The organism is Bacteroidetes bacterium GWF2_43_63, from assembly GCA_001769275.1.
Classification (GTDB): domain Bacteria; phylum Bacteroidota; class Bacteroidia; order Bacteroidales; family DTU049; genus GWF2-43-63.
The window spans coordinates 1-23,431 of the sequence record MEOQ01000023.1 but is presented as its reverse complement, the minus strand read 5'-3'; the positions used below and the strand labels follow the sequence as shown (position 1 = coordinate 23,431).

The following is a 23,431-nucleotide window of genomic DNA, read 5'->3' as shown; positions in this document are numbered from 1 at the left end:
CCCGTAAGCGTTTTACCGCATTGTGGACATACTAAAAATCCTCTCAACGGAAGCTCCGGTTTCGATTTGTGGATTTTTGCAAGATTGTTCTTTACTCGCCTGCCATCCAGAATATCCTGCACGCTTGAAAAGGTTTCAATATCTACCATTGGCTCATGAATGCCTTTTACAAGCAATTCTCCTTCATCTTTGGTTGCTCTGAGTCTTATTTTTCCAATATAGACCGGATTCCGGAGCATCACAGAAAAATTGTTTTTGCTGCATTTGAATCCATCTTTATTGAGCTTTTTTCTCACTTTGTCCTGCGAGTACTCCCCCGTTGCAATCATTTCAAAAGCGTCCTTTATATATTTTGCATCTTTGCCCGGGACAATAATGGGCTTGTTGTTTTCGTCGCGCCGGTTCTCATATCCTTTCGGGGCTTTCACCACCCATCGACCGTCTTTGATTGCTCTGCGCATTCCGGCGCTCACATTCAGCGATCGTCGGTCGTTCTCCACTTCGGGAGATGCAAGGTATAGAGCCAGCATCAGCTTGCTTTCGGGAATACTCAGATCGAGTGGCTGCTCCGTAGCCTGCGCCTCAACATCAAACGCTTTCAGCGCCTTCAGCATTTCGTAGGATTCGCCTGCGTTGCGTGAAAACCTGTCCCACTTGATAAACAAAAGCAGATCAACTGATCGCTTATTCTGCTTCAGAAATTCTATCAGCTTCCGGAACGCTGGCCTTTCAAAGCTTTTCGCAGAATAATTGTCCTGAAAATGACCTGCTACGTCAATGTTGTTAATGGCACAATATGCTTTCAGCTTTTCGTGCTGGTCATTCAGACTGTATCCTTTGATGGCTTGCTCATCCGTCGATACTCTTGTGTACAATATTGCCTTTTTGTTCATTTTGCCTGAGTTTTTCTTTGATGTATTGAACATTTATCCGGGCCAGTTGATAGAGAAAATCTCTTATGGCCTGCACCTGATCGTCATTATATGTTTTGCCTTTTTCTTTCAGCAGTTCTCTGCATTCTTTTATGTTTAACATGGTTCCGGCTGATGCAGAACAGTTCCGGTGTATCCGGTAAATGCCCCGTTTCGCTTATTGTCCGGTTTTTCCGGTATTGTTTCATTGGTCCAGTTTGATTTTTGAGGTAATGTTAGTAATCACAATATTCCCGTTCTCCGTTTTCATGCTTATGTCCTGATACCCGCCCCTGATCAGTATTTCAGATAATCTTGCCTCGGCGTGTATTTTTTTCTCCCTGGTCACTTCAATCAGATAGGGCTTCTGGTCTTTGAAACGTATGGTGATTGTTTTAGCCATACCTTCGCGCAACAATGATAGAATGTGGGTTTCATTTTCATTCAGAATTCTGTTGTCACGAACAAACTCAAAATAATGTTTGTTCAGAATGAACTTCCTGAAAAATTTCAGCAGCGAGATTGTAATATACGACTCACGGTCAAAGCCGGTATCATTCATCAGCTTTTCATACACGGGGCTGTCTTTTTCGCTTTCAATCACTGGAATCACTGTTCCGTTCACGTCAATCAGCAATCTTACTTCTTCACGGTAAAGAATAAACTGATTGATAAGAATGTTCAGAATATTGGAATAAACGGGCTCCTTCTGCTTTTCCTTGTCATCCAGATACTGCCGCATTGTTTCGATGAATTGTTTTTTGGATTGTTCATCCCGGATACGCAAGGCGTTCAGTCTTTTTAGCAAACTATTTTTTTCTTTCACTGTGAGGCTTCGGAAATATTCTGAATAATCAGTCGAGATCAACAGCGTTTGTCGGACCAGACTTATCTTAGGTAATGAAAAACCGAATTCACGAAGTTCCTTGATTATATCAATCCAGATTAGCTCAACAAAACTAAACCGGTAAATGCTGTTCTCAATCCTGAGCCTGTTTGACATCAGTCCGAGATTTTTCCAGTTGTTCAAAATGCGGGAACTTACGCCTACATCGCTTACCACAAAATCCTGCGAGAAATTCAGGTCGATGGTTCTGGCAAGTCCCTCCATGAGCGAAAAGGCATCTTCCGGTTCCATGATCGGGTCAAGATAAAATTTGCTGCTTTTTTTCATTAAAATCGTGACTTTACATAATATATCTTCAAAGATACGCCTTTTTACATTAGTGTAATACAAAGTTTTACATTCTTTGACGAACTTTTACAAGAATTCACATCATTGATGTTTCTTGTGCAACAAATTTATCACTGAAAAATATCTACAACAAAGCGCAATTAACGGCAAAACAAAGAAACAAGTGGAATAAAAATCTATAGCGAAACACGCACCCAAACGGTGCGTTATACTGAGAAAAAAGGAAATCATGAACAAGCTTGTCAAAACACAAAAAGAAATAGCCATCGAATATGGCGTATGCCGAAGCACATTCCGCAAATGGCTCAAACCCATCGAAAATAAACTCAAACTCTCACGCCGCCCACTGCTTTCATGGCAGGTAGAAATGATTTATGAGTTTTTGGATAAGCCGGAGCAGGAGGTTCTGGCGGAAGCGAGTTGATTCTTTCGGGAATAAGTGGCACTGTTGCTGCGAAATAATCAATCAACAGCCTTCACTTCTTTTTGACACCATTATTCCTTCACAAACTTTCCTCTCAAAACCCGCTCCCCGCGTGCTTCGATGAAATATATACCTGGCGGTAATTGTTTGACATTAATGCGTATACCGGAAATGCCAGTTGTTAAGTCTTCGACTCCGCTCAGACTGACATCTGCATTTGTGCTATTCGGATGAAGAACCACCTTTCCGGAAACATCAAAAACAATGATGTCGAATTTTTCATTTTCCGGAAGCACACAATGAATAAAAACGGATGCAGGATTTGGATACACCGCCAGCAATCCGCTTTCAGGTGCATATTCGTCAATGCCGGTTGTGATGCAGATTTCGGCACTCTCGCAGGTGCGCGCCCAGGTAGTATCTAATCCGAAAACGCGATAGCAATAGTTATGATATTTCGGAACAGTATCAAAAAATTCATTGGTGGTAAGCATTCGTGGCGTGAGCTCCCAGAAATACCACTGCCCGTCTTTTGAGCCCTGCACATGATGCCAGATGTTTGTTGTATCATCGTCTTGCCAGGTCAGATGCACAATGCTGCTGTCGGCATTGTAGGGCAGCTCTTCACGCCACAGACCATAGGGTACACCCGGTTTGCCACAGCCGTTGCTATCGGTTTTAAGCACCCAAGCGTATTGTTTGTAATTCAATGAAACGCCTGTGAACGGATAAAAACAACCTGTTGCGGCTATGCCTCCATCTGTTGTTCTAATCATGTCATACATGATATCCTCATTGGCCCAATAATTATCCCAATTAGTTGAACCATCTAACTTACGAAATATTCTTGTCCAAACACTATCTCCATTTTCATTTATTTTCATCAGAAAAACATCCAAAATAGAGCTTGAGGGCTCATGAAAATCCACCCCAGTATCTTTATAATAATAACCCCATCCACAACCACCCCCAAGAATGAATCCATCATTATCATTTATAATATTTTCTGTATATTGCATCATATTTGGGCAAAAATATTTCTTACTCCAAATTGTGTTTCCAAGCGTGTCAAATTTGCCAATATACATTTTCCCATAAGGATAATCATTTAATGATCCGGGGGCATCAGGGTAAAAATAATCTTTTGACTGTCCACCCAATAACAGATGTAGATCTTCTGTGACAGCAATTGCATGCAAATACCCTCCATAGGTTGCAAGAACTATGTCTTTGTTCAGAACAATTGTTTTGTTTTCTTTAATCCCGATAAGTTTGCTGTCACTAATTTTAAGACTTCTCTGTGTCGCTACTGTAAAGTAGTATAAATTATTTACTTCAGCTATTGTACTAGTAAATATTGTGCTGATATTTAGCACCAAAACTGTATCCCATTGTTTATAACCATTTTTGTCAGTTTTCATAATATAGAAGTTGTATAATCCAGGAGTAGCTAAGGAATCAGTAGCACCTGTAATAAGAAAACCGCTGTCGGATGTTTCAGATAAAGCATGGAAGCTATAATATTTTGTATCACCATAACTCCTGATAAAAACTGCCGATCCATCCTGCTTACTTGCTTTAACAAGTATCCCTTTCCTTGAGGATGATTTTGTTGCACCGCAATATACGATGCAAGAGTCAGTCGTTGAAATCAAGCTGCCTTGAGTCACATTGCCTTCTGTTCCGGATAAATATATTTGCTTCCATTGAAGCGTATTGTTTGTGTCGAAGCGGGCAATATATGTCTGGGTATTATTGCCCAATACAGCATCAACAGAACCATAAAGCATAAAATAACCTGAACTGTCAGATAGTAATGAAAATCCAAATGAATAATTGGAGTCCAATTCAGGATAGTCTTTGTAAAAAGATTGTGTTTGTGCAGATATATTCTGCACAAACACGAAAGAGATAATGATTATTATAACAGCAAATCTCATGATTATCGGGTAATAACGATCTTGTCAATAGCAATGTACCGTCCACAGGATTCAATATACACGTAATAAGTGCCGGACTTGGCCGGTGAATCGAGCTCAATATCACCCATACATTCACTCACCCTGATACTGGACACTTCCCTTCCCATAACGTCGTGAATTACAATAAACATCTCCGCACAGGCCGCCTCAACCTCGTAATGTGCAGTAAATTTTTCACCCGCGGGATTGGGATAACAGGAGAGAAGCCCCTGTTCAATTTCTGGTTGACTTCCTGTTGAATATGTTATCATACTCCGGTTATCCACATCCGGCATAGGGATCAGTGTCAGCTCCTGAAATAATGTATCATTAAGTAATTCCAAAGCGTTTCTTGCATAAACAGCACCGTATTTCAATGTGTCGTTGGCTATTGCCTGAAGTGCCTGCATTTTTGTACTGTCTGAAATTATTGACAATTCTCCTCCCGGTAAATCCAATGTCTGGATATTCATTCTTTGTTTATCTGAATATGAAACAAGATCCGCATCAATATTGACCAGACTGTCGAGAGTCTGATTTGCTTTTGCAAAATGCCGGGTACTGATGTAGGCCGATACCAGATTTAATTTCGAATTCCTTGAAGTTGTTTCTTCCAGAATTTTCACTACACTGTCCATGGGATTAACTGTGAGCGTATCATTCAGATAGTAACGAACGAGATCGGATTCAAGAACTTTTTCTGTGTATTCATAATAAGCTATCCCAGAAGGTAGCATATCTCTGGCCGACATTTCTCCGGTCTGCAAAGCAGCAATCTGATTATGGATACCTTTCGGAAGTGGTGATTGCATTGATTGTACAGCCTGATAAACTTCATCGCTCAACGGGGAATTGGCAGTAAGAATCTGTTGCATTGTACCAGGCGACAAAGCATTTGGACGCTCAATAAGCGTTAGAAGTACTTCATCGGACAAATAGGGAGAAAACTCAAGCATGGTCTGAAGCATCTGTCCGTCCGGAATATTACTTTGCGCAATCGAAACCAACAAATTGGTCTGTCCTCCGTCTACCAGATTGTTTAGCTCTTCAATTTTCACAGCTACAACCTGCAATTCAGTGCGTATTGAGATGGGTTTGTTAATTGTTCTGTCAGGGCAATGAGAAGGAGATTGAGAAATACTTTCTCCATAATCCTCAGGAGATGTTGGTTTAATTTTCTGATCACAACATCCGGGTTGCCATGGCGATCCGGTATAATTGGCGTGCTGTATATCGTCCGGATTGGCATACTGGTTCCAGTCTATTTTAAATTGGTTTTCATCAATTGTACATGGAGCCGAGTAACTGTTTCTAACCATCGTTGTTGGATCTAATGAACCAGGCAAATAAAACCCCTGGGTTTGGCTAATTCCCAAATCCATGTTCGTCCGCGGCAAAACCGAAATATCATACGTGTTACTCGTGAATGTCTCACAATGGAAAGCCAGTCCATCATCTTCACCATCTCCATCATTATCATTTAATGCCACGATGCCAGAATATAGATCTGTGAATGTATTTCTGTAAATTTCGTTTGCGGCATTTGCACCATTTCCGGTGTTCGAGTTATTTACATAAATACCGGTCCAGCCTCTTTCGGTTAAATTGGGAGAAATGAAATTATTGTTTTCAACTTTGTAGCCATTGCATTGGTCGAGATACAAACCATAACTGTACTGGTATTTTATAATATGGAGAGAAAAGTCATCAACAATGAATTCGTTATTAATAATTGTCGGGTACTCTATTCCGGAAAGATATACTCCACCAAAACGACATAAGTTAAAAACCGAGTTTTTAATATTAACAGCTTTTAAATTTGGTGTTGCAGTAGCGTGGATGCCAAACCCAAGATTTACAAATCGGCTTTTCTGAATATTGGAGCATGGAATGGTCGCCGACAAACAACTCTGATCAACAATAAAAGAGGCATTGATGCTTTGGATCCCGGTCCCCAATTTATTCCAGGTGGCATTGGGATTTGTATTGCGGAAAGTATTCCCATAGAGTTTTACGCCATTTACCTCATACATCGAAATAAAAGCAAAAGGAATTATTCCATCCGGCAGGTCTGCTGTCGTTTCAAAAGTACAGTTTTTTATATAGCTCAAATTCGGCAGGCTGTACTCTAGAATGGGATGTATGTTATCATAATGCAAAAACTGAATTCCTCTTCTGCAATTGCGGAAAGTACTGTTCTCTGCTTTAATTATGCCGCCGGTCTTGCTCCAATCCCAGCTACTCATATCTTCAACATTACCGATAGTAGTAATTCCATCTATAGCATTTTCAATCACTGCACCATTTTTCAAAATCACTTGTCCTTGGGCGCCGGGTGTAAGCTGGCTCAGGCTTGAATTGCCCTGGAGTTCGATACCTTGCCAGAGTTGGTCGCATTGCTGTAAATTGCTTAAAGTGGAATTATCAACAATCAATTTGCCTCCAGGTTTAATAATGACTTTGCTTTTTGGCGCAAATTCAATAAATGAATTGTTTTCGATTGTCAAAACACTGGCGTTGTCAATGACAATATCCTTTTTGATTTTTTTCGCCTCACTTGACCAAATAATATTGCCAGAAATATTTATTTCATTGTAATCTGTGTAATTGGCAAATTCTGCGCAATCTTCTATAATGATTTGACCTAAGCCATTAATATTGCTGTTTTGAATTCCAGTGCAATTTTCGCATGGCACCAATAAGCTAAGTGATGGATTGATTCCATTTATTGCTCCTGAGTTTAGTTGAATAACACTTGTAATATCTTCAAGATTCAAAACAGCACCATCTTCAATACAAATGAACCCTCCATTTTCAACTGTGATGTTTGAATTTGGCTTTAATCTGATATCAGCTCCTGATTGAATGTACAATGTGCCACCCTGTTTTATCAATAGTTCTGAGCTGTTATTAATAAGCAAATCGTTTTCATTGCCGTTCCCGCGAATTCTCAAAATTGATCCATCACCTATTTCGAGTTTCGCGGTGGTCTTTGTTCCCCCAAGAGTAATGTTCCCATATCGCACATCCATTTCGATTTGGCCACAAGTTGAAAAAGTTGCATCTGGCAAATTTCCTAAAACATTTAATTCGTTATTGAATTTTAGTGTCGATTTTCTAAACACATTTGAATATGTATCCCATATTCCTAGCCAATAATTATCTGTAATAGTAAAGTCATTCTGCTGAGGGTGTCCTGTAAAATATTCATAAGCCAAATATTCTGCACTATTTACAGCGTTTTCATTGAAATAATTAACCATGTAATAATCAATCCATGATTTCGGATAGAAATTTATCACACCCCATATTATTTCTTTTACATACCCATATTCACTTTTATTCTCACTTTGTCTGATAAAATCGGATGAAATATTTGTGCAATGCCAGCCCCACTCATATTCGGGAATATTCCATTGCACCCTGTTTTCGCGGAAAGCCCTGCTGATATCAGCTCTAGTTTTGCAATCATTATACTCAAACAGGTAAAATAGATAATCCTGAATGTTAAAACACTTTTCTCTGAAATAATATCCCCCTTCATTATTCGGGTTGTTATCGCCCGTATTTTCAATTAGCGGCCTGCAAATCTGATAAAATGAAAGTTCAATATCATCTGTTGTTTTCCACCCAAACAGTCCTTGATTCGAATCATCCCAGCCATGATAGGATGTTCCGGGCAGAGTACTCGATAAACCACGTGAACTGCCATCCCATAAATCATATATTGAGCATGCTATATAATACTCTGATCGAAAACCATTGTTTATTTTTTGGAATAGTATGTTTGCACCATCCCATGAATAATGGCTTCTGACTTCACACCGTGGAAAATATCCTTCTCGATCAAAACCATACTCATAATCTTCCTCCCAATAAGCCGCATCTAAAATCATTTGAATAGCATCTGCCCATCCTTCCACCCATGCCAAACGGCTGGTATTTTCTTTTCCCCAGCTATGTTCATCAGCCCCATTTACGCCAAAGGGTATTGTAAAATTATTCCCCTGCAATCTGAACATTGTAAAATGGCCAAACTCATGATAGGGCGTGTTTTCTCGTATTCCATCTCCAGATTTCAGATGAATTGTTGGCTCAAAAACCGGTGGGATTAATCTGCTTTCAAACCAACTGCCAACGGCATATGGTTTAATTTGGAGATTTTTTTGAAGAGAAACACCTTGATTTTTACAATACATAAAACCTTTTCTTACCCAATGAACAGCTTTAAAAGCTTCAGACGGATCCTCGGTTGATGAAAATGTTTTATTGTAAGTTTGATTCCCTGCATCTTGAGGAGCATCCCACTTTGCGCTTTTGAATTTAAATCTGTTTCCCCAAATATTTGCCGCAGTTATTTTATATTCGTCATCTGATACTGATACTATTTGAATTGAAAGTTCAACATTGTCGCCTTCCCATATTTGACATTCATTATAAGAGATTGTGTACTCTCCTTGATCATTAGTGTAAGCATGGCCAAAATTTTGCCAAACTATTGTATTTCCACCATATGTATCTAATTCAACCAGCTCAACTTTAAGTCCTCCTAATTGAATGTCTATAGGAGCGCGAATATCATTTGTTATATTAGCTTCTATTTTGCCTGACACGGTTCCGCTAAACCACTTACCCCAGCATCCGGCTTTAATACTTCCGGTCGTATCTACATCAGCCGAATCAATTCCATCTCCATAAGCATTATGAAAAATAATAGAATCATTGGGAATGGGTTTCATTAATACACTATATGCTAGGCCGGGAATATAAACCTCACTAAAATTATCCAAATCATCGTCTGACCAGTTTCTTGTTGAATCATACCAATTAACGTAAAAGTTTGTATCAATATTTGATACAGGAATACTGCCTCTTGTTAAAAATTGACGAATCTTAATATTTTCTGGAATATTATCCTCGCTAAACCATCTTCTTGGTAAATTAAAATAGTCTTCGGTGTTCCATATTTCAACGGTGTTATATGGTGTAAAAAACACTTTTGCGATTGTGTAAAACTCAAATGATTCTGCTGCCGAATCAGCATGATGAATGATTTGAATTGTTTGAGAAAATAAAGGGCTGCTATCAACAGGATAGCGTACTGTTACTATAACATTAACGCTGTCTCCCTTTTCGTAAACACCACCTGCAAGGTTTGGAGTTAAACTAACATTCCAACCATTTGGTGCAAGTATCTGTGAGCTTCTCTGTATGGAAATGGTATCAAGGAACACATAATCAACTGTGAACTGAAAAACGCCACATTGATCATTAATCTCTATACTGTTTACATCACTGACAATGGGATTGTAATCTTGTGCTTTTAATCCACAAAAAAATAATATCAGGAATGAGAATAGTAAAATATTTTTCATATTCCTGAAAATTAATTATTAATATGATATGATTTCAATTGGCGATTATCGCTTTCTGATTTGATTTTTACCAAACCGATGTTTTTTGACCAATAGAAAAATTTTCCGGTTATTCGATTTTCACGGATACAAACGACATCGTAATATTCATATCCATTTATCACCATTGTATCGGAATTCGATATTATTTCTATATTATACGGCTGAAAATAACTACTTCCTGATTCTGACTGAAAAAAATATATTATACTTTTAAATCCATTTCCGATTAAGAAACAACGCGCAAGATCATCACAGCCAGATAAAACAGTCAATACAGAATCACCACATTTGAATTTTTGATATAAATCTTCGTTTTGATAATCATCGTTGTCGTTATCAAGTATTTTGTATTGAGAATATGTCAGCGTAAGACTATCAATCTTTCCAGTAATCGAATCTTCATACACCCACCATGAGCCAACAGGAAAATCGACATAATCCTTAAATTCCTGAGACATATAATAAATTGGTTTTTCAGGCTCCCGGCATGATTGCACACATATGAGCAATAAAAATGAAATCAGAATATAACTCCGTGACTTTTTCATAATTGAAAAATTTTCTCAAATGTACACCAAAACATTTCAAAACCAAATGATTTTTGAAATTATTGTTTGATGGAACCGTTATAAATATCCGATGAAGTACAGCGAATGATAGTTTAAGCTCAGCTGCCACATGTTTTTCGCACCTGTGGAAATAATTCGCTCGTGTTGTATTCCAGAATCAATACGCAATTGTAAACATTGCTGCAACACAGCTACGACAGTAAGCCTGTGCAATCGAATATTATTACATATTCTATGCAAATCAATTTTGTTTTATCAAATTGCAAAACTAAGATATTGATTCACATCATCAAAAAGGAATTGATTGAACAGCTTTATAATCATATCATTTGAACCTGAGTCATTTCTTTTCAAACAGCTCCCGTTTTAATTCAAATTAACCAGGAAATAATCAGGTTGTATTCAAATACTACTGAAAACATACTGCAATGGATTTGATTTTACCAATTTGAAAATATTTTCGCCCAGGAATTACTGTTCTGTTCATCTTTTTTATCAATACTTATTCGATTTTTACTATTCTGAACAGATGGATCATCTGATTTTACTCAAATTGTACCTGAAATCACCAAAAAAACGACAAAAAGCGCTTTTTCACGTCGTTTTCCAAAATGTTCATTTGTTTGAATTGAACATTTTACTCTCAGGTTGCTTATCCATAATGGATTTTGCGATGTTCAAAATTCCAACAATGGCTCTGCCCCACATTTTCAGGTCAGTTTATTCAGAACGGATATTCAAGTTTGTCAACTTTGGTTACAGTTTGTCAACCTTCGCTACATTTGGCTCAACGGGCCTATGGCGCAGTTGTATTTTTGATTCATGCCTTTTGCGAATGGATTTGCAGTCATTCGTAAAGCGTACTGAATGCAATATTGAAACTAATTTAATTTGAATTGCCATGAAGACAAGAACGTTTGAAGTGCCGGTGGACCTGATGGTTGATTTTGCCGGAATCCTTGATGAAAACAACTTGAACAACACCATTCAGGGAACCAATGACGATGATGAAATTGTTATTGAAGTTTATTATGAACCTGACGACCGTGATGGCGTCTTTGAGTTGTTTGAGCTGCTTGACCCCGAAGATGAAGATGACTAAACAATGCCGTGACTGGACGGGCAGCAACGCCATGGCTGTCCGTCCGTTTTTTCAAAACAAAACAAAATGGACACATCCATCCGCATCGAAGTTCCCGCCGCGATATACAATCAGCTGGTGCGAATCCAGGAGAAACGCAGACAGGCCGAAGGCCGCAAACCGTCGCTGTCTTCGATTATTCTGGATTTCTGCTCATCTTGCATCAATGATGACCAAACCAGCTCAAAAAATGTTCAATCCGCTGGTAATTCTGTACAAAATAATGCAGCAGATGTACAAAACACCCGCTTATTCCAGTCGGAAGAAACCATGCTAAAGCGGCTCGCAAGATGGGAAGAGAGCCTGTCGCGATGGGAAGCCAATCTGACTGGAAAAGAAAACCGCCTTAAAGAATGTGAACGCGATCTTTCTGTACAACGCGAAGAAATATTTCAGTCAAAACTTGAAATTCTTGATCAGCGGGATCTTTCCCGCAAGGCAGCGCTGGCCGGACCGGAAGAGATCATCGAGAATAAAATGATGTCTTTGGAGATCTCAAACAAGGATGAAAAAATTAAAAGGCTTAAAGAAACAATCAGCAAACTTGAGGAAGACCTCCAAAAGGCCATCAGCGCAGCAAAGCCGGTAAAAGAAACCTCCTCTTTTATGAACATCATCAAAGATTACTGGCCGCTGATTGTGGCCGGCGCCGGGATGCTGATAACCTATTTCATGAAGCAAAAAACGGAATCAAAAAAGCAAAATGTTCAGATTGGGCAGCTCCTCAAATCGCTTGAGAAGCTGGGTGATGTAGAAAAGTAGAATTTGCTGAAAATATTATTGGATTGGACTCAATATTTCATAGAAAAGGGCCAGAGAGTAAAAAATATCCGACAATAGTGTAGAATGAAAACAAGAGTATGCACGACACACAAAAAACGGCCATCTCTGTTAAATGGACGCTTCTTGTTTTGTTTGACACCTCTACCGTTGTTCAGGGGGGGATAGAGGATCATTTGGGGAACTTTAAATACTTCAATAAACTATTAATATAACTGCTATTTTTATTGGACAAAGCCACAACAAAAAAACACAAACTTTTACAACATGATGTAACTACCAGTAGTGAATTTTGACTCATAAAAATGTTTTGCTGAATAATTATGTTGCAAGACGCACAACAAAAGCGGTCATCTTTGTCAAATGACCCTGCACCATCCATGATAAATCCTAAAGGTCCATCCCAATATTGGTAAAACACAGAATTTCAACAGAATACGTCAAAGCCGGCCACAGCGCCGGCTTTATGCTTGTTAGGTCATTAGTTGAACAGAATAATGGTCCTTTCTGAAAGCAATCAGAAATTGTCATTGCTTCTTTATAGGAATTCTATTTTATTCGGTCTGAAGACCTATCATTCCGGCTTCGGTTGACAATCGGTGCAATTTGAATTCAGGTTTTCTGAGATTCTGGCAGTGGCTGCTAATCTGATCGGTTGAGAAAATGGAATCGGGATTTAATTTAATTCTCAAATCAAACACTATCTCCCACCCCCTCATTGTGACTGCATTTCAGACCTATTATTCCATCAAAAATAAATCGCTGATCTTCTTTGAAATCTTCTAAAAAAGCGTTCGAATTCAGCATTGTCGGGGTTCAAAGCATCATCAGCGACCCGGTCATTGTTGAATATTAAAACCTGACTTCATGTTCATGCTACAAAATTTACATACAGAAAATAAATATCTTTACGTCATGAAAGGCGTCAGGACTTTTATCGGAAAATGTCTCGTGTGTTTGTCGTTTATTCTTTTCACTGCGGCGCCGACACATGTTGCTCATGCCCAGACATGGCCGGTCAGCGTTAATGCTTCAATAAATCCGCAATTCACCGGTTACTGGACTGATTACAGCAACAGTTCATCCACCCTCCTGCCCGTTTCTGTTATTCTGAACGACATCAATCTTTCCAATTATCAGGTAAATCTGGTGCTCACCATCGAAGGGCCTGACTATACACTGACATCCACAACCCCACTAAGCCTCAATCCTGGCGAAGTCAGTATGTTGCCGGCCATCACGTTATTTTCTCCTCTCAAATATTCAAACGGAATGCCGTTTGATGCGGAAAACTGCTTTCACGAAGGCAGCTACATGATGCATATTGTCGTTTATGATGCCTTTCACACAGACCGGCAGGTAAGCAACGAGGTGCTGCTTCCGTTTTATTTTAACCTCAAAGAGCCTCCGTATCTTATTGAACCGGCCAACAGAAGTTTGTTAACTCCCCTTACGCCTCAATTTATCAGTTTCAGTTGGATTGCTACAGAAGTGTACACCGGTGATCCGTCGTGGACCACATCATACGAATTCAGCATTTACCGGGTTCCGCCAGGCACCATGGATACAATGAGCATTGTGAATTACGGCGTTCCGGTTCATCAAGTTGAAACCAACAATACAACGTATGTCCTCGGACCCGATGTTGTTGAACTAGATCCGTTTTCATCCTATGTCTGGAGAGTCCGCGCAAAAAGCAGCACTGACAGAGGAATATATAAAAACAACGGATATTCCGAAGCATTTACATTCAAATACGGTGATCCGAATGCTGTGATTGCTGCTACCATTGATCTCGATCTCTCGGCTCAGGGACAGACCCATCGGATGGGTATATGCTTCTGGTCGCAGAATGGTGTAATTGATGAGTATCATTTACAGGTTCGCAAAAAAGGCACCCAGAACTGGTTTGATTATTATACGACATCCAGCCTGGAAAAAATAAACAATCTTGAACCGCAGACCACTTACGAAGCACGTTTGCGTGGCGAAGGCAGCATTGAAACCGATTGGACCGACATAAAAGAATTTACCACCAAGCCCGTCCCAAATTACGACTGCAACAACAGCACCATGCCCATGGACGGCCTTGCAGCAAATCCACTGCCTGCCGAAAAAGCCCATCCGGGCCTGATTATCCAGAGCGGACAGTTCGAAGTTTTTGCCACATCCATTACTCCGCTGTTTTCACCAGGTCATTTCTCAGGCGAAGGTTACGCCATCGTTTTCGGCGTTTTCCCACTCGCTGTGGAATGGCAGGACATTTACATCAACGACAATAACCGGCAGATGTCGGGTGTCATAGAGGCAAAAACAAAAGGCATTGATGCATGGGCTCACGACTGGGATGTGGCACAGGCTGCCGAAGATCCCGTCTGGGTGCAGGGCACCATCGATTCCGTCTGGATCAACGGAAATGAATACTGCTACACTTTCGATGATGGAACCAACACGCAGACCGTTTGCAACGATTATCCCGGCGATGCCAATGTGGTAGTTCTTCAGGATGATGACGGCAACCAGTATGTGATTACCATTTACCCTGAACCATCATCGGTGAGCGGACCGCACAACTACCTTACGTATTTGGGCGACAGCCTTGCAGGCAACGACAGCCTGCAGGTTACTTTCTCCGCCGCATCCACACAGCAATTTGGTTTCGATAAAAAAGAACATGTTGAGTGGATTCTCAACTACGAACCCATCCGGCTTGGTGACAGCACCAACTATTTTGTGCCCTGGAAAAGCATTGGCAAAGGACAAACCGATGAAGTTGTTGCCCATGCTGAATTCGCAGGTTTAGATGAAAACCGGCTTGCTTTTAAAGACAAGACCGGCAACGCCTTGAGCAAAACTGGCAGCGGCGGAACATACACCATTACTGTTCCCTCGAATGCACAATGCGTGTATGCCTGGTACGGCGATCTGAAACTCGGCAAACTCAATGTGGTTGAACTGGACACCCTGAGCCGCCGTGTGGTGTTGGTTCCGGTGAATGGCGCCACCATAAATGCTGCAAACCTGCAGAGCAATCTCAACACCATTTACGCTCAAGCCAACGTAAGCTGGACTGTAAGCACCGCAGCACCATTCAGTTTCGATCTGGGCAGCGATGGCCTCGAAGCCGCCGATGCCACCCTGTTCAGCAAATACAGCCCCGAAATGCGGGCGCTGCGCGACAGTTTCCGCACACAGGATACGGCGTATGACAAGAACGCCTATTATTTGTTTGTTGTTCCCAATTTCAACGACCCCGCCCAGCTGGGCTACATGGTGCGCGGACGGGCAGTGGGCTTTCTGGCTGCCGGTGCCAATGCACGCGAAGCCGCTCACGAACTTGGCCACGGTGCTTTCGGTCTCGAACACACTTTCCCCGACCCGGCAGAAGGCACTACCAGCAACCTGATGGATTACAGCACGGGAACCCAACTGCACAAAAAACAATGGGACGCCATTCACAGCAAAATGCCCGTGTTTAACTGGCTGGATGAGGAGGAGGATGGGAGTAGTGTCGATATTACAGATATCTCCATAATGGCAATGTATGAGGGCATAATTCCCCTGAATGAGGAAATTTCTGAAATGATTTGTATTGCCCCTTCTGGTGTTCTTGTTACAGTTGCCAACAATCTGGAGCAAGTTTCATTTTCTGTAAAAAAGGAAGTGGAATTCATGATTCCCGATGGAGTTCTTCTGGGGTTTAAAAATTCGGCTGGTAAATATTCGGCTATTGTAAACAATAAAAATGAATTTTTAGGCTATGCAAGATTAATTAATCCTCTTGGAACAACCACTAGTGAAAAGTATAAAATAAACGGAGATTACGATTTTTATCATGAATCATTAACTAATACTAACACCAATTCAAATGCTCCTGTTTATATTGGTAAACGGTCTAACTGCAAAGTTGATTTTTATTATACGCAATTATCCAAATTTCCCAAACCATCTATTAATAATACTGCTGCTGGACCAATTATTACTAAGACAGATATGATTTGGTCAACTATTTCAGCTGAGTATATAGGCTTTGTTGATGAACCATTAAATTGCCGGAAAACAATACCTACGCTAACTGAAAATGATCTTCTGTATTGCAGTGAAGGAATGAAATTTAATCCATATGGACAAGGTGGTTTATTGGTAAAAATGATCATAGATCAAAAAATCGAATATTTTTATTGCGATTTCGATGCATTTGGGCAAGAATACTACCTTATTTGGAATGATACCATATGGGAAGATTTCATTCCTGTTAAACCTGAAAAATTTGATGTAATCAGTGAAATACTTGGAATATGTAAGGACATGGTCGCGGACCCTCATTTCTTGCTATCATCTATTGGCTCAACTGAGATACCGATTCTTTCATGGGCAGCAGACGCAATAGATGGAGTTTTATACTTGGTAGAAGGCGATGAAATTAATGCTTCACTCTCATTTGCCTCCATAGTTATTCCAAATGTCATTGTAAAATCAGTTACGCTGGTAAAGAAAATAAATGGGGTGCGAAAAACCATTAAGCTTAACGAACAATTGTCTGAAGATTTTATTCAAATCACCAGAAAGCTGCAAGAGTCCAATGTTGAGAATTTTACGGATGAATCATTTGACGTAGCCCAATTCCTCGAAAAAAACCAGGACAAAGCAGTTACAATTCGTTCGCTTCATACTGCGAGCCAGAACGCCGAACGATTTTCGGGTTTTATTAAAAAACTAAAATCGCTGCCCGACGAGCAGCAAGCCGAATTCTTAGTCGATGTTGCTCGCCAGAATGTGCCAGGTATTCCTGCCGGTGCGCACCTATCGGAAAATATGGCCAGTCTTGATGCGGGGATGGTGGATGCGTGGAGAGCATTGCACGAATTCTCAACTTTAAGGGTAAATTCAGCTAATCTTGAAACGATCTCAAAAATCAGGAACAAATTCACCTATAATGGAAAGACAGGACAGGAAGCATTAGAAGAAATATTTTCAGGCCATGCAAGTGCACAGAAGTTTATTGATAACTTCAAGAAGTATGATGAAATTATTGGTGAGATTGATAATATCACAATAACCGGAATAAAATCATCTTCTGAGGTTAGGATATTGAACAACAGCAGCCAGGTTGGGAAGGTTGTGGATGGGAATCTTTTCGTGAATTATTCAGGGTTTGGCGGTGATATTGTTTGTGATGCGTCTAAGACCACAACTTGCATTGGAAAATACGATCCACCTGGAGGAATTGGGACAAAGCAAGTAATTGATTCTAAATTATCTAAATCGGGTGAGAACCCCGGAGGTGTTAACATTTTAAACGACACCAGAAACATGCAAGGTTGGGAAGATCAACAAATTTGGGATAATGTCAATGAGCCATGGTTACGTGATGCTGTAAATAGAGGAGATGACATTAGGGTTCTTTCCAATCCACTCGAAGGAGGAAATATTTTCAAAGACTTGAGAGATGTTCCCAGTTCAGTGTTTGATAGCTCATTTGACTTGGCTGATTATTTGAGAAATTTGCCTTCAGATAAATTAAATGATTTATCATTCTTTGGGCGTGAAGTGAAGTGGCTGTCAGAGAATGGTTACATTTATGATGTTGCTAATTTTAAATTTTTAAAATGATCAAATACGACGGATACTATTTGGCTGTTCCAACGCCTTACACTGACTATGTGGCTGGAAGCAACAAAAGAACAGGCTTTATTCATTGGGCATATTTCTTCAATGCCAATGGTATTGTTAAACGAAAACGCAAAGAAAGCAAGAATGGGAAAGTTGCATTTAAGAAGGAAGATTTTGAAAGTGCTATTTCAGGAGAATTTATTTTAAATGGTGATTTTGTAAATATAATTTTTGACAAGGGACAAAAGTGGGAATTGAAAAAAAGCTTTAGAGTTAAAGAGATTCAATTGATTTGCGTAGAATCCAATAGTGCTGCGGGTATCGATGAAATCTATCAGTTTCACAATTGGTGATGTATGATCGTTTTGTTTTTGCCCTGCACCATCCATGATAAATCCTAAATGTCCATCCCAATATTGGTAAAACACAGAATTTCAACAGAATACATCAGAGCCGGTCACAGTGCTGGCTTTATGCATATTGGGGTATCAAATGAACAGAATTCTGCTCATTTCTGAATTAGATCCGAAATTGTTAATGCTTTTTTATGGGAATACTATTTCATTCAGGTTGAAGAACTATCATTCCGGCTTCGGTTGGCAGTCGGTGCAGTTAGAATTCAGGTTTTCGGAAATTCTGGTCGTGGCTGCTATTCTGATTTGATCAATTGGAAAAATGGATTCGGGATTTTTATTCATTAGGGCCTCTATTGGTGTGAGACCGCTGAGTGAACCATGTGGGCGAATATCGTTGTAATCATGAACCATTTCGGAAATAATTTCAAGCGCTTTATTGAGTTGTCCTGAGAAATCGCGGGGCCAGTAATTGCTTTTGAAAATTTTGTTTACTGCTTCTACAACGGAGTTCGAAAAAGCAGTGTCGATCTGTGCTATCACAGAATTAATTCTGTATTGAGATGAAGAAGCGAATGTGGAAACGGAGCCTTTGTTTTCCGAACCGTCATCGGAAAACAAAGTGAAGTCTTTCAAGTTGTATCGGTCAATTACTTCTTTCAGGTTTTCGAGCGTGAGCATGGCGGTCTTATTCAATGCGGCTTTCCAACCAAGGATCGCTTTGGAGAAATTATCGACTATGAAAGAAATGTACAATTTCTGAACGTCATTCAAACGTACTTCTGTTACACTGCAACATCCAAAACAAATCTTTGATACCCATCCCAATATTGGTAAAACACAGAATTCCAACAGAATACCTCAAAGCCGGCCACTGCGCCGGCTTAATGCTTGTTAAGTCATAAGTTGAACTGAATAATGTTCATTTCTGAAAGCAGAATCTCACCAAATAAAACCTCTCCTTTCCCCTGTTTTCACTATTTTTGTCTCAAACTGAACAGATGAAATTTCTGCGCTGGATATTGATTTTTGTGTTGCTGCTGGCGGGCGCGGGGCGCGCTGGGGCAGCCGGCGGCGGCGCAGCCGTAGCCGATATTTTCATACAAGCCGAGAAACAGCGATTGATTGAACATTCTGAGTTTCAGCAATACGAAAGCGCCTTTGCAGCATGGGACGAACTGTATGAAACAGTAATGTTTATGGATGCGGGAGCAAATATTGGTCTGCTTATCCGTAATGTAGCAACAGCAAGCTGTTGGTCTAAGTTTGTTAGTAAGGTAGATGATTTGCCCGACGATGTGGTAAAAACAGATCTAAAGGTTTTTATACAAGATGTTAAAAGTGGTGAAGCGATTGCAGGTGAAATAACAGCAATATCTAACCGATTAGACAACCTCTTTGCCATGCCACAGACGCAACCATTTATTAACGACCTGATAAATTTCTCTACTGGAAACAGCGGTCGAATTGCGAGATTTGGAGATATTTCGACTTTAAAAAACACAATAACCAACCTAATTGAAAACCCGATTGTAAATAATGTCAAATCATACGATCTTTTAATCAATGATATTGAACATTTCATGATAAACTATCGTTCTGTTCCCGGGGCATTGAATTATTTTGACGAGCTTTTGCAAACACCTTTAAAGTTTAAAGGTGGAGCATTTGGAATAGAAATTCTATCAAATCCACCACCGGTACTGGCCGGTAAAACACTTATCAAGCTTGAATCAGGTATTGATGATATTGACAACTTTAGATATGATCTCATGTTTGAAGATGGAAGTGGAATGAAAATATTCGTTGAAACCAAAAACTATTCATCCGGTACCGGTTTCACAACTTCATTCTACAATCAATTTAAAGCGTATATTAGCAACCCACAACTTGAAAACATGGATCAGCTAAAATACTTTTTCCGCTCAAACGATGGTGTGACCAAAGCCACTCAGGTGAAGAAGTTTAAGAATATGATGAAGAGTAATGCTAAGGAACTTTTTGAGTCGAATCCAAGTTTGTTTAGAAGTATAAAAAAAGAAAACGGAATTGATTTTATTGATGATTGGGATGATTTAAAAACAATGATGGAAAGTCCAACGATCTCCATAGATCATCCAGTGTTTAATTTTATTGAAATGTTTTAATCCAGATGAAATATAGAATAATCCAAACAGGCATAAATTTCTTCGATTTAGAAATCAATTTGATGATATCTAATCGAAAAAACATACTTTCAATTGATACTCATCTTGAATTAACTTCAATTGAAGATGCTTCGAAAATCTTAAGTTTTAATAATGAAGTTGTTGTTTTAGATAGCCTAAACAATGGTTTCCTTGTTGGCAATGGCAAGTTTTTACAAGAAAGAATTCTGAGTTATGTGAATCCCTTCCTTTTAGTTTATAATAAAAATCCACAATATTATGCTGTTTACAACAAAAACTTAGAATTGATATTAAAAGATGTTCATAACTTTGGGAGAACATTAATTTCAAGTTACATAATTGATGGCATTGGGGCTTCGAGCAATATTCGCATTTCAAATCTTAATGAGTTAGAAAAAACCTCAGCCTTTCCGCTCTACTCACTCGGCACCTGGCCCGATGGAGCTGTGGAAAAGCCATATCAAGTAAATGAGTTTTGCGGTATTTATAACAAAACACTTGTTTGTACGCTTAACAGCGGCGCGGTGCTTTTGCTGGATATTGAGAAAGGAGAAATTGTTAAATTTATTGAAAATGCAAAGTTTCCGCGAATGTTGTATGTTGATAATGAAAATGAGAATATTTATAAAGGCCTTTTTGGCCGCAGGTATATTGAATTGGATGTAAATATTGGGGTAATCACGAGGGAAGTTATTATTGAAGATCAGTTGCGTAAATTGAAAGGAATAAACGATGAAACTGTTTTCTGGGCTTCAATCGGCCGCTCATATTTATATGATGGATTGTTCTATTTTGGGATAGAAACAAATGATATTGGCATCTTCGATCCGGTCAGCGCAAAAGTAGTCGACTACCACGAATTTGAATTTGATAAAAGCAAAGGGCAGCAACTAAAAGGCGGCAAAGAAAACCTTCAGGTGAAAGATGGAATAATTTACTGTCTTGATACTTTGGGCAACCTGTATGAGTTGGAAAGTGAAAAATTGAAGTCTTAGAGGCTTAGATGCGTTCTCTCGTTTTTCCTACATTTGCCCCCTGCACTGTAACATCCAAAACAAATCTTTGATACCCTTCCCAATATCGGTAAAATACAGAAATTCAACAGATCACATCAAAGCCGGCCACAGCGCCGGCTTTATGTTTGTTGGGTCATTAGTTGAACAGAAAAATGGTCATTTCTGAAAGCAGAATCTCACCAAATAAAACCTCTCCTTTCCCCCATTTTCACTATTTTTGTCTCAAACTGAACAGATGAGGCTTTTGCGCTGGATAATGGTGTTTGTGTTGCTGCTGGCGGGCGCGGGGCGCGCGAAGGCGGCTGGTGGCGGCGCAGCCGTAGCCGACATTTTCATTCAGTCCGAGAAACAACGTTTAATAGAGCACTCTGAATTTCAACAATACGAAAGCACTTTTGCCACCTGGGACAAAATTTACAACACTGCAATGATACTCGATGCCGGGGCAAACCTTGTTGCGCTCGGACAAAAAATATATATTGCACGCCAGTTTAAAAAATTCATTGAAAACACTGACAACTTAGTTGGATGCTCCACAAAAACATTGCTGAAAGAGCAGATTGTGGCGATTGAGAGCGGGGTTAAGTTGGAAGGTACAGTTCCATACTTTGTTGCAAAATGGAATAATCTTTCAGTTTTAGAAGCAAAATCTTTATATACACAACTTGCAAAAACTGAAATTCAGGGGAGCAAGGTTTTTAGAACGCAAGCTGAAATTTTAACCGAAATCCAACAACGAGGTATCACAAATCCTTATAACTTTGCTTATGCAATTGAAGATTACACTTTGACAAAAGAAACATTTTTCGTTCGCGGTTATAATCAATATAAAGAAGGACGGTGGCTGATTTCGATTGATGATGTTGGTGGATTTTCATCTGTTGACGACTTTATTAATCAAACTGCTTTGCCAATTGTTGATGAATATGGAGGTCTTGTCAAACCCGATAAGTTGTTACTAGTGAAAGTTCCTCCAGGAACAATAATTAGAAAAAGTGTTGCCAGGCCACAAGATTGGGGAGGACAAGGTCATCTTTCAGGCGGAGCCACACAATACGAAATTATTAATTTCAGCAAGGAAGAAATGGAAAACTTTTTCGAAGACATCGGCGATATTAATGAATTTATTAATTAATTTCTATGATTAGCATACGATTTGAAAACAACATAAAAAATCAAGTAAGAATTGACAATGTTCTTTACGAGCTTCCCTATAGAATTAAATCTATAATGGATTTCCCTGCTTTAATTGTTTTTCATTGTTCACCTGATTTCAAGCAAGATTATCCAGAGTTAGTTGAAAAGTACAAAGCTGAAGGAAGGATTTCACTCTATGCCATTGATAAATCAAATAAAAATGTGCTGTGGACAATGAAAGGTGTAAATGCTGTATTTGTCGAACTTCCAGAGAACAAAAATGAAAAAGATTTTTTAAGCAAGCAACATTACGAAAACTATATGGTCAAATTTAAAAATAAAAATCTTCTTTCTGTTTATATAGGAGAATTCAGAAAGCTAATAGATGCAGATAATGGGAACGTTATTAGTTCTATGGAAATAAGATGATTATTGAATCGATAACTTTACAAAATTGATCAAAATCCAAACTTATGGATTAGCTCGCCTTGCCAATTAACCCAACTGAAATTTCCATTGTGAAAATACCTGAAGGAACAACTATTCGCAAAAGTGTTGCGTTGCACCATCCAAGACAAATCCTAAATGTCTATCCCAATATTGGTAAAACACTGATTTTCTACAGAATACATCAAAGCCGGCCACAGTGCCGGCTTTATACATATTGGGGTATCAAATGAACAGAATTCTGATCATTTCTGAATGAGATCCAAAATAGTCATTACTTTTTTGTGGGAATTTTATTT

15 protein-coding genes and 1 pseudogene are annotated in these 23,431 nt (G+C 39.4%); 10 read left to right on the top strand and 6 right to left on the bottom strand.

Annotated features, from left to right (window positions below):
- Both A2W93_02275 and A2W93_02270 read right to left on the bottom strand, forming a co-directional pair.
- Positions 1 to 926: pseudogene (locus tag A2W93_02275) on the bottom strand (hypothetical protein).
- A gap of 190 nt (positions 927 to 1,116) precedes the next feature.
- Positions 1,117 to 2,085, bottom strand: a complete 969-nt coding sequence (locus A2W93_02270; GenBank protein ID OFY54761.1) for a hypothetical protein — start codon at positions 2,083 to 2,085, stop codon at positions 1,117 to 1,119.
- A gap of 250 nt (positions 2,086 to 2,335) precedes the next feature.
- Here A2W93_02270 and A2W93_02265 point away from each other — a divergent pair, with 250 nt between their 5' ends.
- Entirely contained in the window at positions 2,336 to 2,530 is a 195-nt protein-coding gene (locus A2W93_02265) for a hypothetical protein (protein ID OFY54760.1), read from the top strand.
- Between the two features lie 71 nt (positions 2,531 to 2,601).
- On the opposite strand, the gene A2W93_02260 is transcribed toward A2W93_02265, so the two are convergent.
- Genes A2W93_02260 through A2W93_02250 form a run of 3 tightly spaced genes read right to left on the bottom strand, consistent with a single transcriptional unit; the run spans position 2,602 to position 10,456 of the window.
- A complete protein-coding gene (locus A2W93_02260) occupies positions 2,602 to 4,470 on the bottom strand; it encodes a hypothetical protein (GenBank protein OFY54759.1) in 1,869 nt (622 codons plus the stop codon).
- Positions 4,471 to 4,472: 2 nt separating this feature from the next.
- On the bottom strand, positions 4,473 to 9,866 hold the full coding sequence (locus A2W93_02255; GenBank protein OFY54758.1) for a hypothetical protein: 5,394 nt from the start codon (positions 9,864 to 9,866) through the stop codon (positions 4,473 to 4,475).
- An 11-nt stretch (positions 9,867 to 9,877) separates the two neighbouring features.
- Complete coding sequence (locus A2W93_02250) at positions 9,878 to 10,456, bottom strand: hypothetical protein (GenBank protein OFY54757.1); 579 nt, start codon at positions 10,454 to 10,456, stop codon at positions 9,878 to 9,880.
- Between the two features lie 550 nt (positions 10,457 to 11,006).
- Here A2W93_02250 and A2W93_02245 point away from each other — a divergent pair.
- The 5 genes from A2W93_02245 to A2W93_02225 all read left to right on the top strand — a co-directional run bounded on the left by A2W93_02245 (position 11,007) and on the right by A2W93_02225 (position 18,364).
- Complete coding sequence (locus A2W93_02245) at positions 11,007 to 11,372, top strand: hypothetical protein (GenBank protein OFY54756.1); 366 nt, start codon at positions 11,007 to 11,009, stop codon at positions 11,370 to 11,372.
- Between the two features lie 6 nt (positions 11,373 to 11,378).
- Positions 11,379 to 11,579: a hypothetical protein gene (locus tag A2W93_02240; GenBank protein ID OFY54755.1), complete on the top strand. Its 201-nt coding sequence runs from the start codon at positions 11,379 to 11,381 to the stop codon at positions 11,577 to 11,579.
- A 66-nt stretch (positions 11,580 to 11,645) separates the two neighbouring features.
- Positions 11,646 to 12,380 carry a hypothetical protein gene (locus A2W93_02235; protein ID OFY54754.1) on the top strand — a complete coding sequence of 245 codons (735 nt, stop codon included), beginning with the start codon at positions 11,646 to 11,648 and terminating at the stop codon, positions 12,378 to 12,380.
- An 885-nt stretch (positions 12,381 to 13,265) separates the two neighbouring features.
- On the top strand, positions 13,266 to 18,011 hold the full coding sequence (locus A2W93_02230; GenBank protein OFY54753.1) for a hypothetical protein: 4,746 nt from the start codon (positions 13,266 to 13,268) through the stop codon (positions 18,009 to 18,011).
- Positions 18,008 to 18,364: a hypothetical protein gene (locus tag A2W93_02225; GenBank protein OFY54752.1), complete on the top strand. Its 357-nt coding sequence runs from the start codon at positions 18,008 to 18,010 to the stop codon at positions 18,362 to 18,364. The genes A2W93_02230 and A2W93_02225 overlap by 4 nt, the downstream gene beginning before the upstream one ends.
- Positions 18,365 to 18,592: 228 nt before the next feature.
- Here A2W93_02225 and A2W93_02220 read toward each other — a convergent pair whose 3' ends face one another.
- Complete coding sequence (locus A2W93_02220) at positions 18,593 to 19,138, bottom strand: hypothetical protein (protein OFY54751.1); 546 nt, start codon at positions 19,136 to 19,138, stop codon at positions 18,593 to 18,595.
- Positions 19,139 to 19,365: 227 nt separating this feature from the next.
- On the opposite strand from A2W93_02220, the gene A2W93_02215 reads away from it, so the two are divergent.
- The 4 genes from A2W93_02215 to A2W93_02200 all read left to right on the top strand — a co-directional run bounded on the left by A2W93_02215 (position 19,366) and on the right by A2W93_02200 (position 23,114).
- A complete protein-coding gene (locus A2W93_02215) occupies positions 19,366 to 20,511 on the top strand; it encodes a hypothetical protein (protein ID OFY54750.1) in 1,146 nt (381 codons plus the stop codon).
- A 5-nt stretch (positions 20,512 to 20,516) separates the two neighbouring features.
- A complete protein-coding gene (locus tag A2W93_02210) occupies positions 20,517 to 21,527 on the top strand; it encodes a hypothetical protein (GenBank protein OFY54749.1) in 1,011 nt (336 codons plus the stop codon).
- A 256-nt stretch (positions 21,528 to 21,783) separates the two neighbouring features.
- Positions 21,784 to 22,683, top strand: a complete 900-nt coding sequence (locus tag A2W93_02205) for a hypothetical protein (GenBank protein ID OFY54748.1) — start codon at positions 21,784 to 21,786, stop codon at positions 22,681 to 22,683.
- A 5-nt stretch (positions 22,684 to 22,688) separates the two neighbouring features.
- The gene (locus A2W93_02200; protein OFY54747.1) at positions 22,689 to 23,114 is read left to right on the top strand and encodes a hypothetical protein; all 426 of its coding nucleotides are present in this window, start codon (positions 22,689 to 22,691) and stop codon (positions 23,112 to 23,114) included.
- Positions 23,115 to 23,431 lie beyond the last annotated feature (317 nt).

Bases quoted from the DNA above. Each gene is read 5' to 3' on its own strand.
- A2W93_02230 (OFY54753.1), top strand. From the start codon at position 13,266: ATGTTCATGCTACAAAATTTACATACAGAAAATAAATATCTTTACGTC.
- A2W93_02260 (OFY54759.1), bottom strand. From the start codon at position 4,470: ATGAGATTTGCTGTTATAATAATCATTATCTCTTTCGTGTTTGTGCAG.
- A2W93_02265 (OFY54760.1), top strand. From the start codon at position 2,336: ATGAACAAGCTTGTCAAAACACAAAAAGAAATAGCCATCGAATATGGC.
- A2W93_02270 (OFY54761.1), bottom strand. From the start codon at position 2,085: ATGAAAAAAAGCAGCAAATTTTATCTTGACCCGATCATGGAACCGGAA.
- A2W93_02255 (OFY54758.1), bottom strand. From the start codon at position 9,866: ATGAAAAATATTTTACTATTCTCATTCCTGATATTATTTTTTTGTGGA.
- A2W93_02245 (OFY54756.1), top strand. From the start codon at position 11,007: ATGGATCATCTGATTTTACTCAAATTGTACCTGAAATCACCAAAAAAA.
- A2W93_02200 (OFY54747.1), top strand. From the start codon at position 22,689: ATGATTAGCATACGATTTGAAAACAACATAAAAAATCAAGTAAGAATT.
- A2W93_02250 (OFY54757.1), bottom strand. From the start codon at position 10,456: ATGAAAAAGTCACGGAGTTATATTCTGATTTCATTTTTATTGCTCATA.
- A2W93_02205 (OFY54748.1), top strand. From the start codon at position 21,784: ATGAGGCTTTTGCGCTGGATAATGGTGTTTGTGTTGCTGCTGGCGGGC.
- A2W93_02235 (OFY54754.1), top strand. From the start codon at position 11,646: ATGGACACATCCATCCGCATCGAAGTTCCCGCCGCGATATACAATCAG.
- A2W93_02215 (OFY54750.1), top strand. From the start codon at position 19,366: ATGAAATTTCTGCGCTGGATATTGATTTTTGTGTTGCTGCTGGCGGGC.
- A2W93_02210 (OFY54749.1), top strand. From the start codon at position 20,517: ATGAAATATAGAATAATCCAAACAGGCATAAATTTCTTCGATTTAGAA.
- A2W93_02225 (OFY54752.1), top strand. From the start codon at position 18,008: ATGATCAAATACGACGGATACTATTTGGCTGTTCCAACGCCTTACACT.
- A2W93_02240 (OFY54755.1), top strand. From the start codon at position 11,379: ATGAAGACAAGAACGTTTGAAGTGCCGGTGGACCTGATGGTTGATTTT.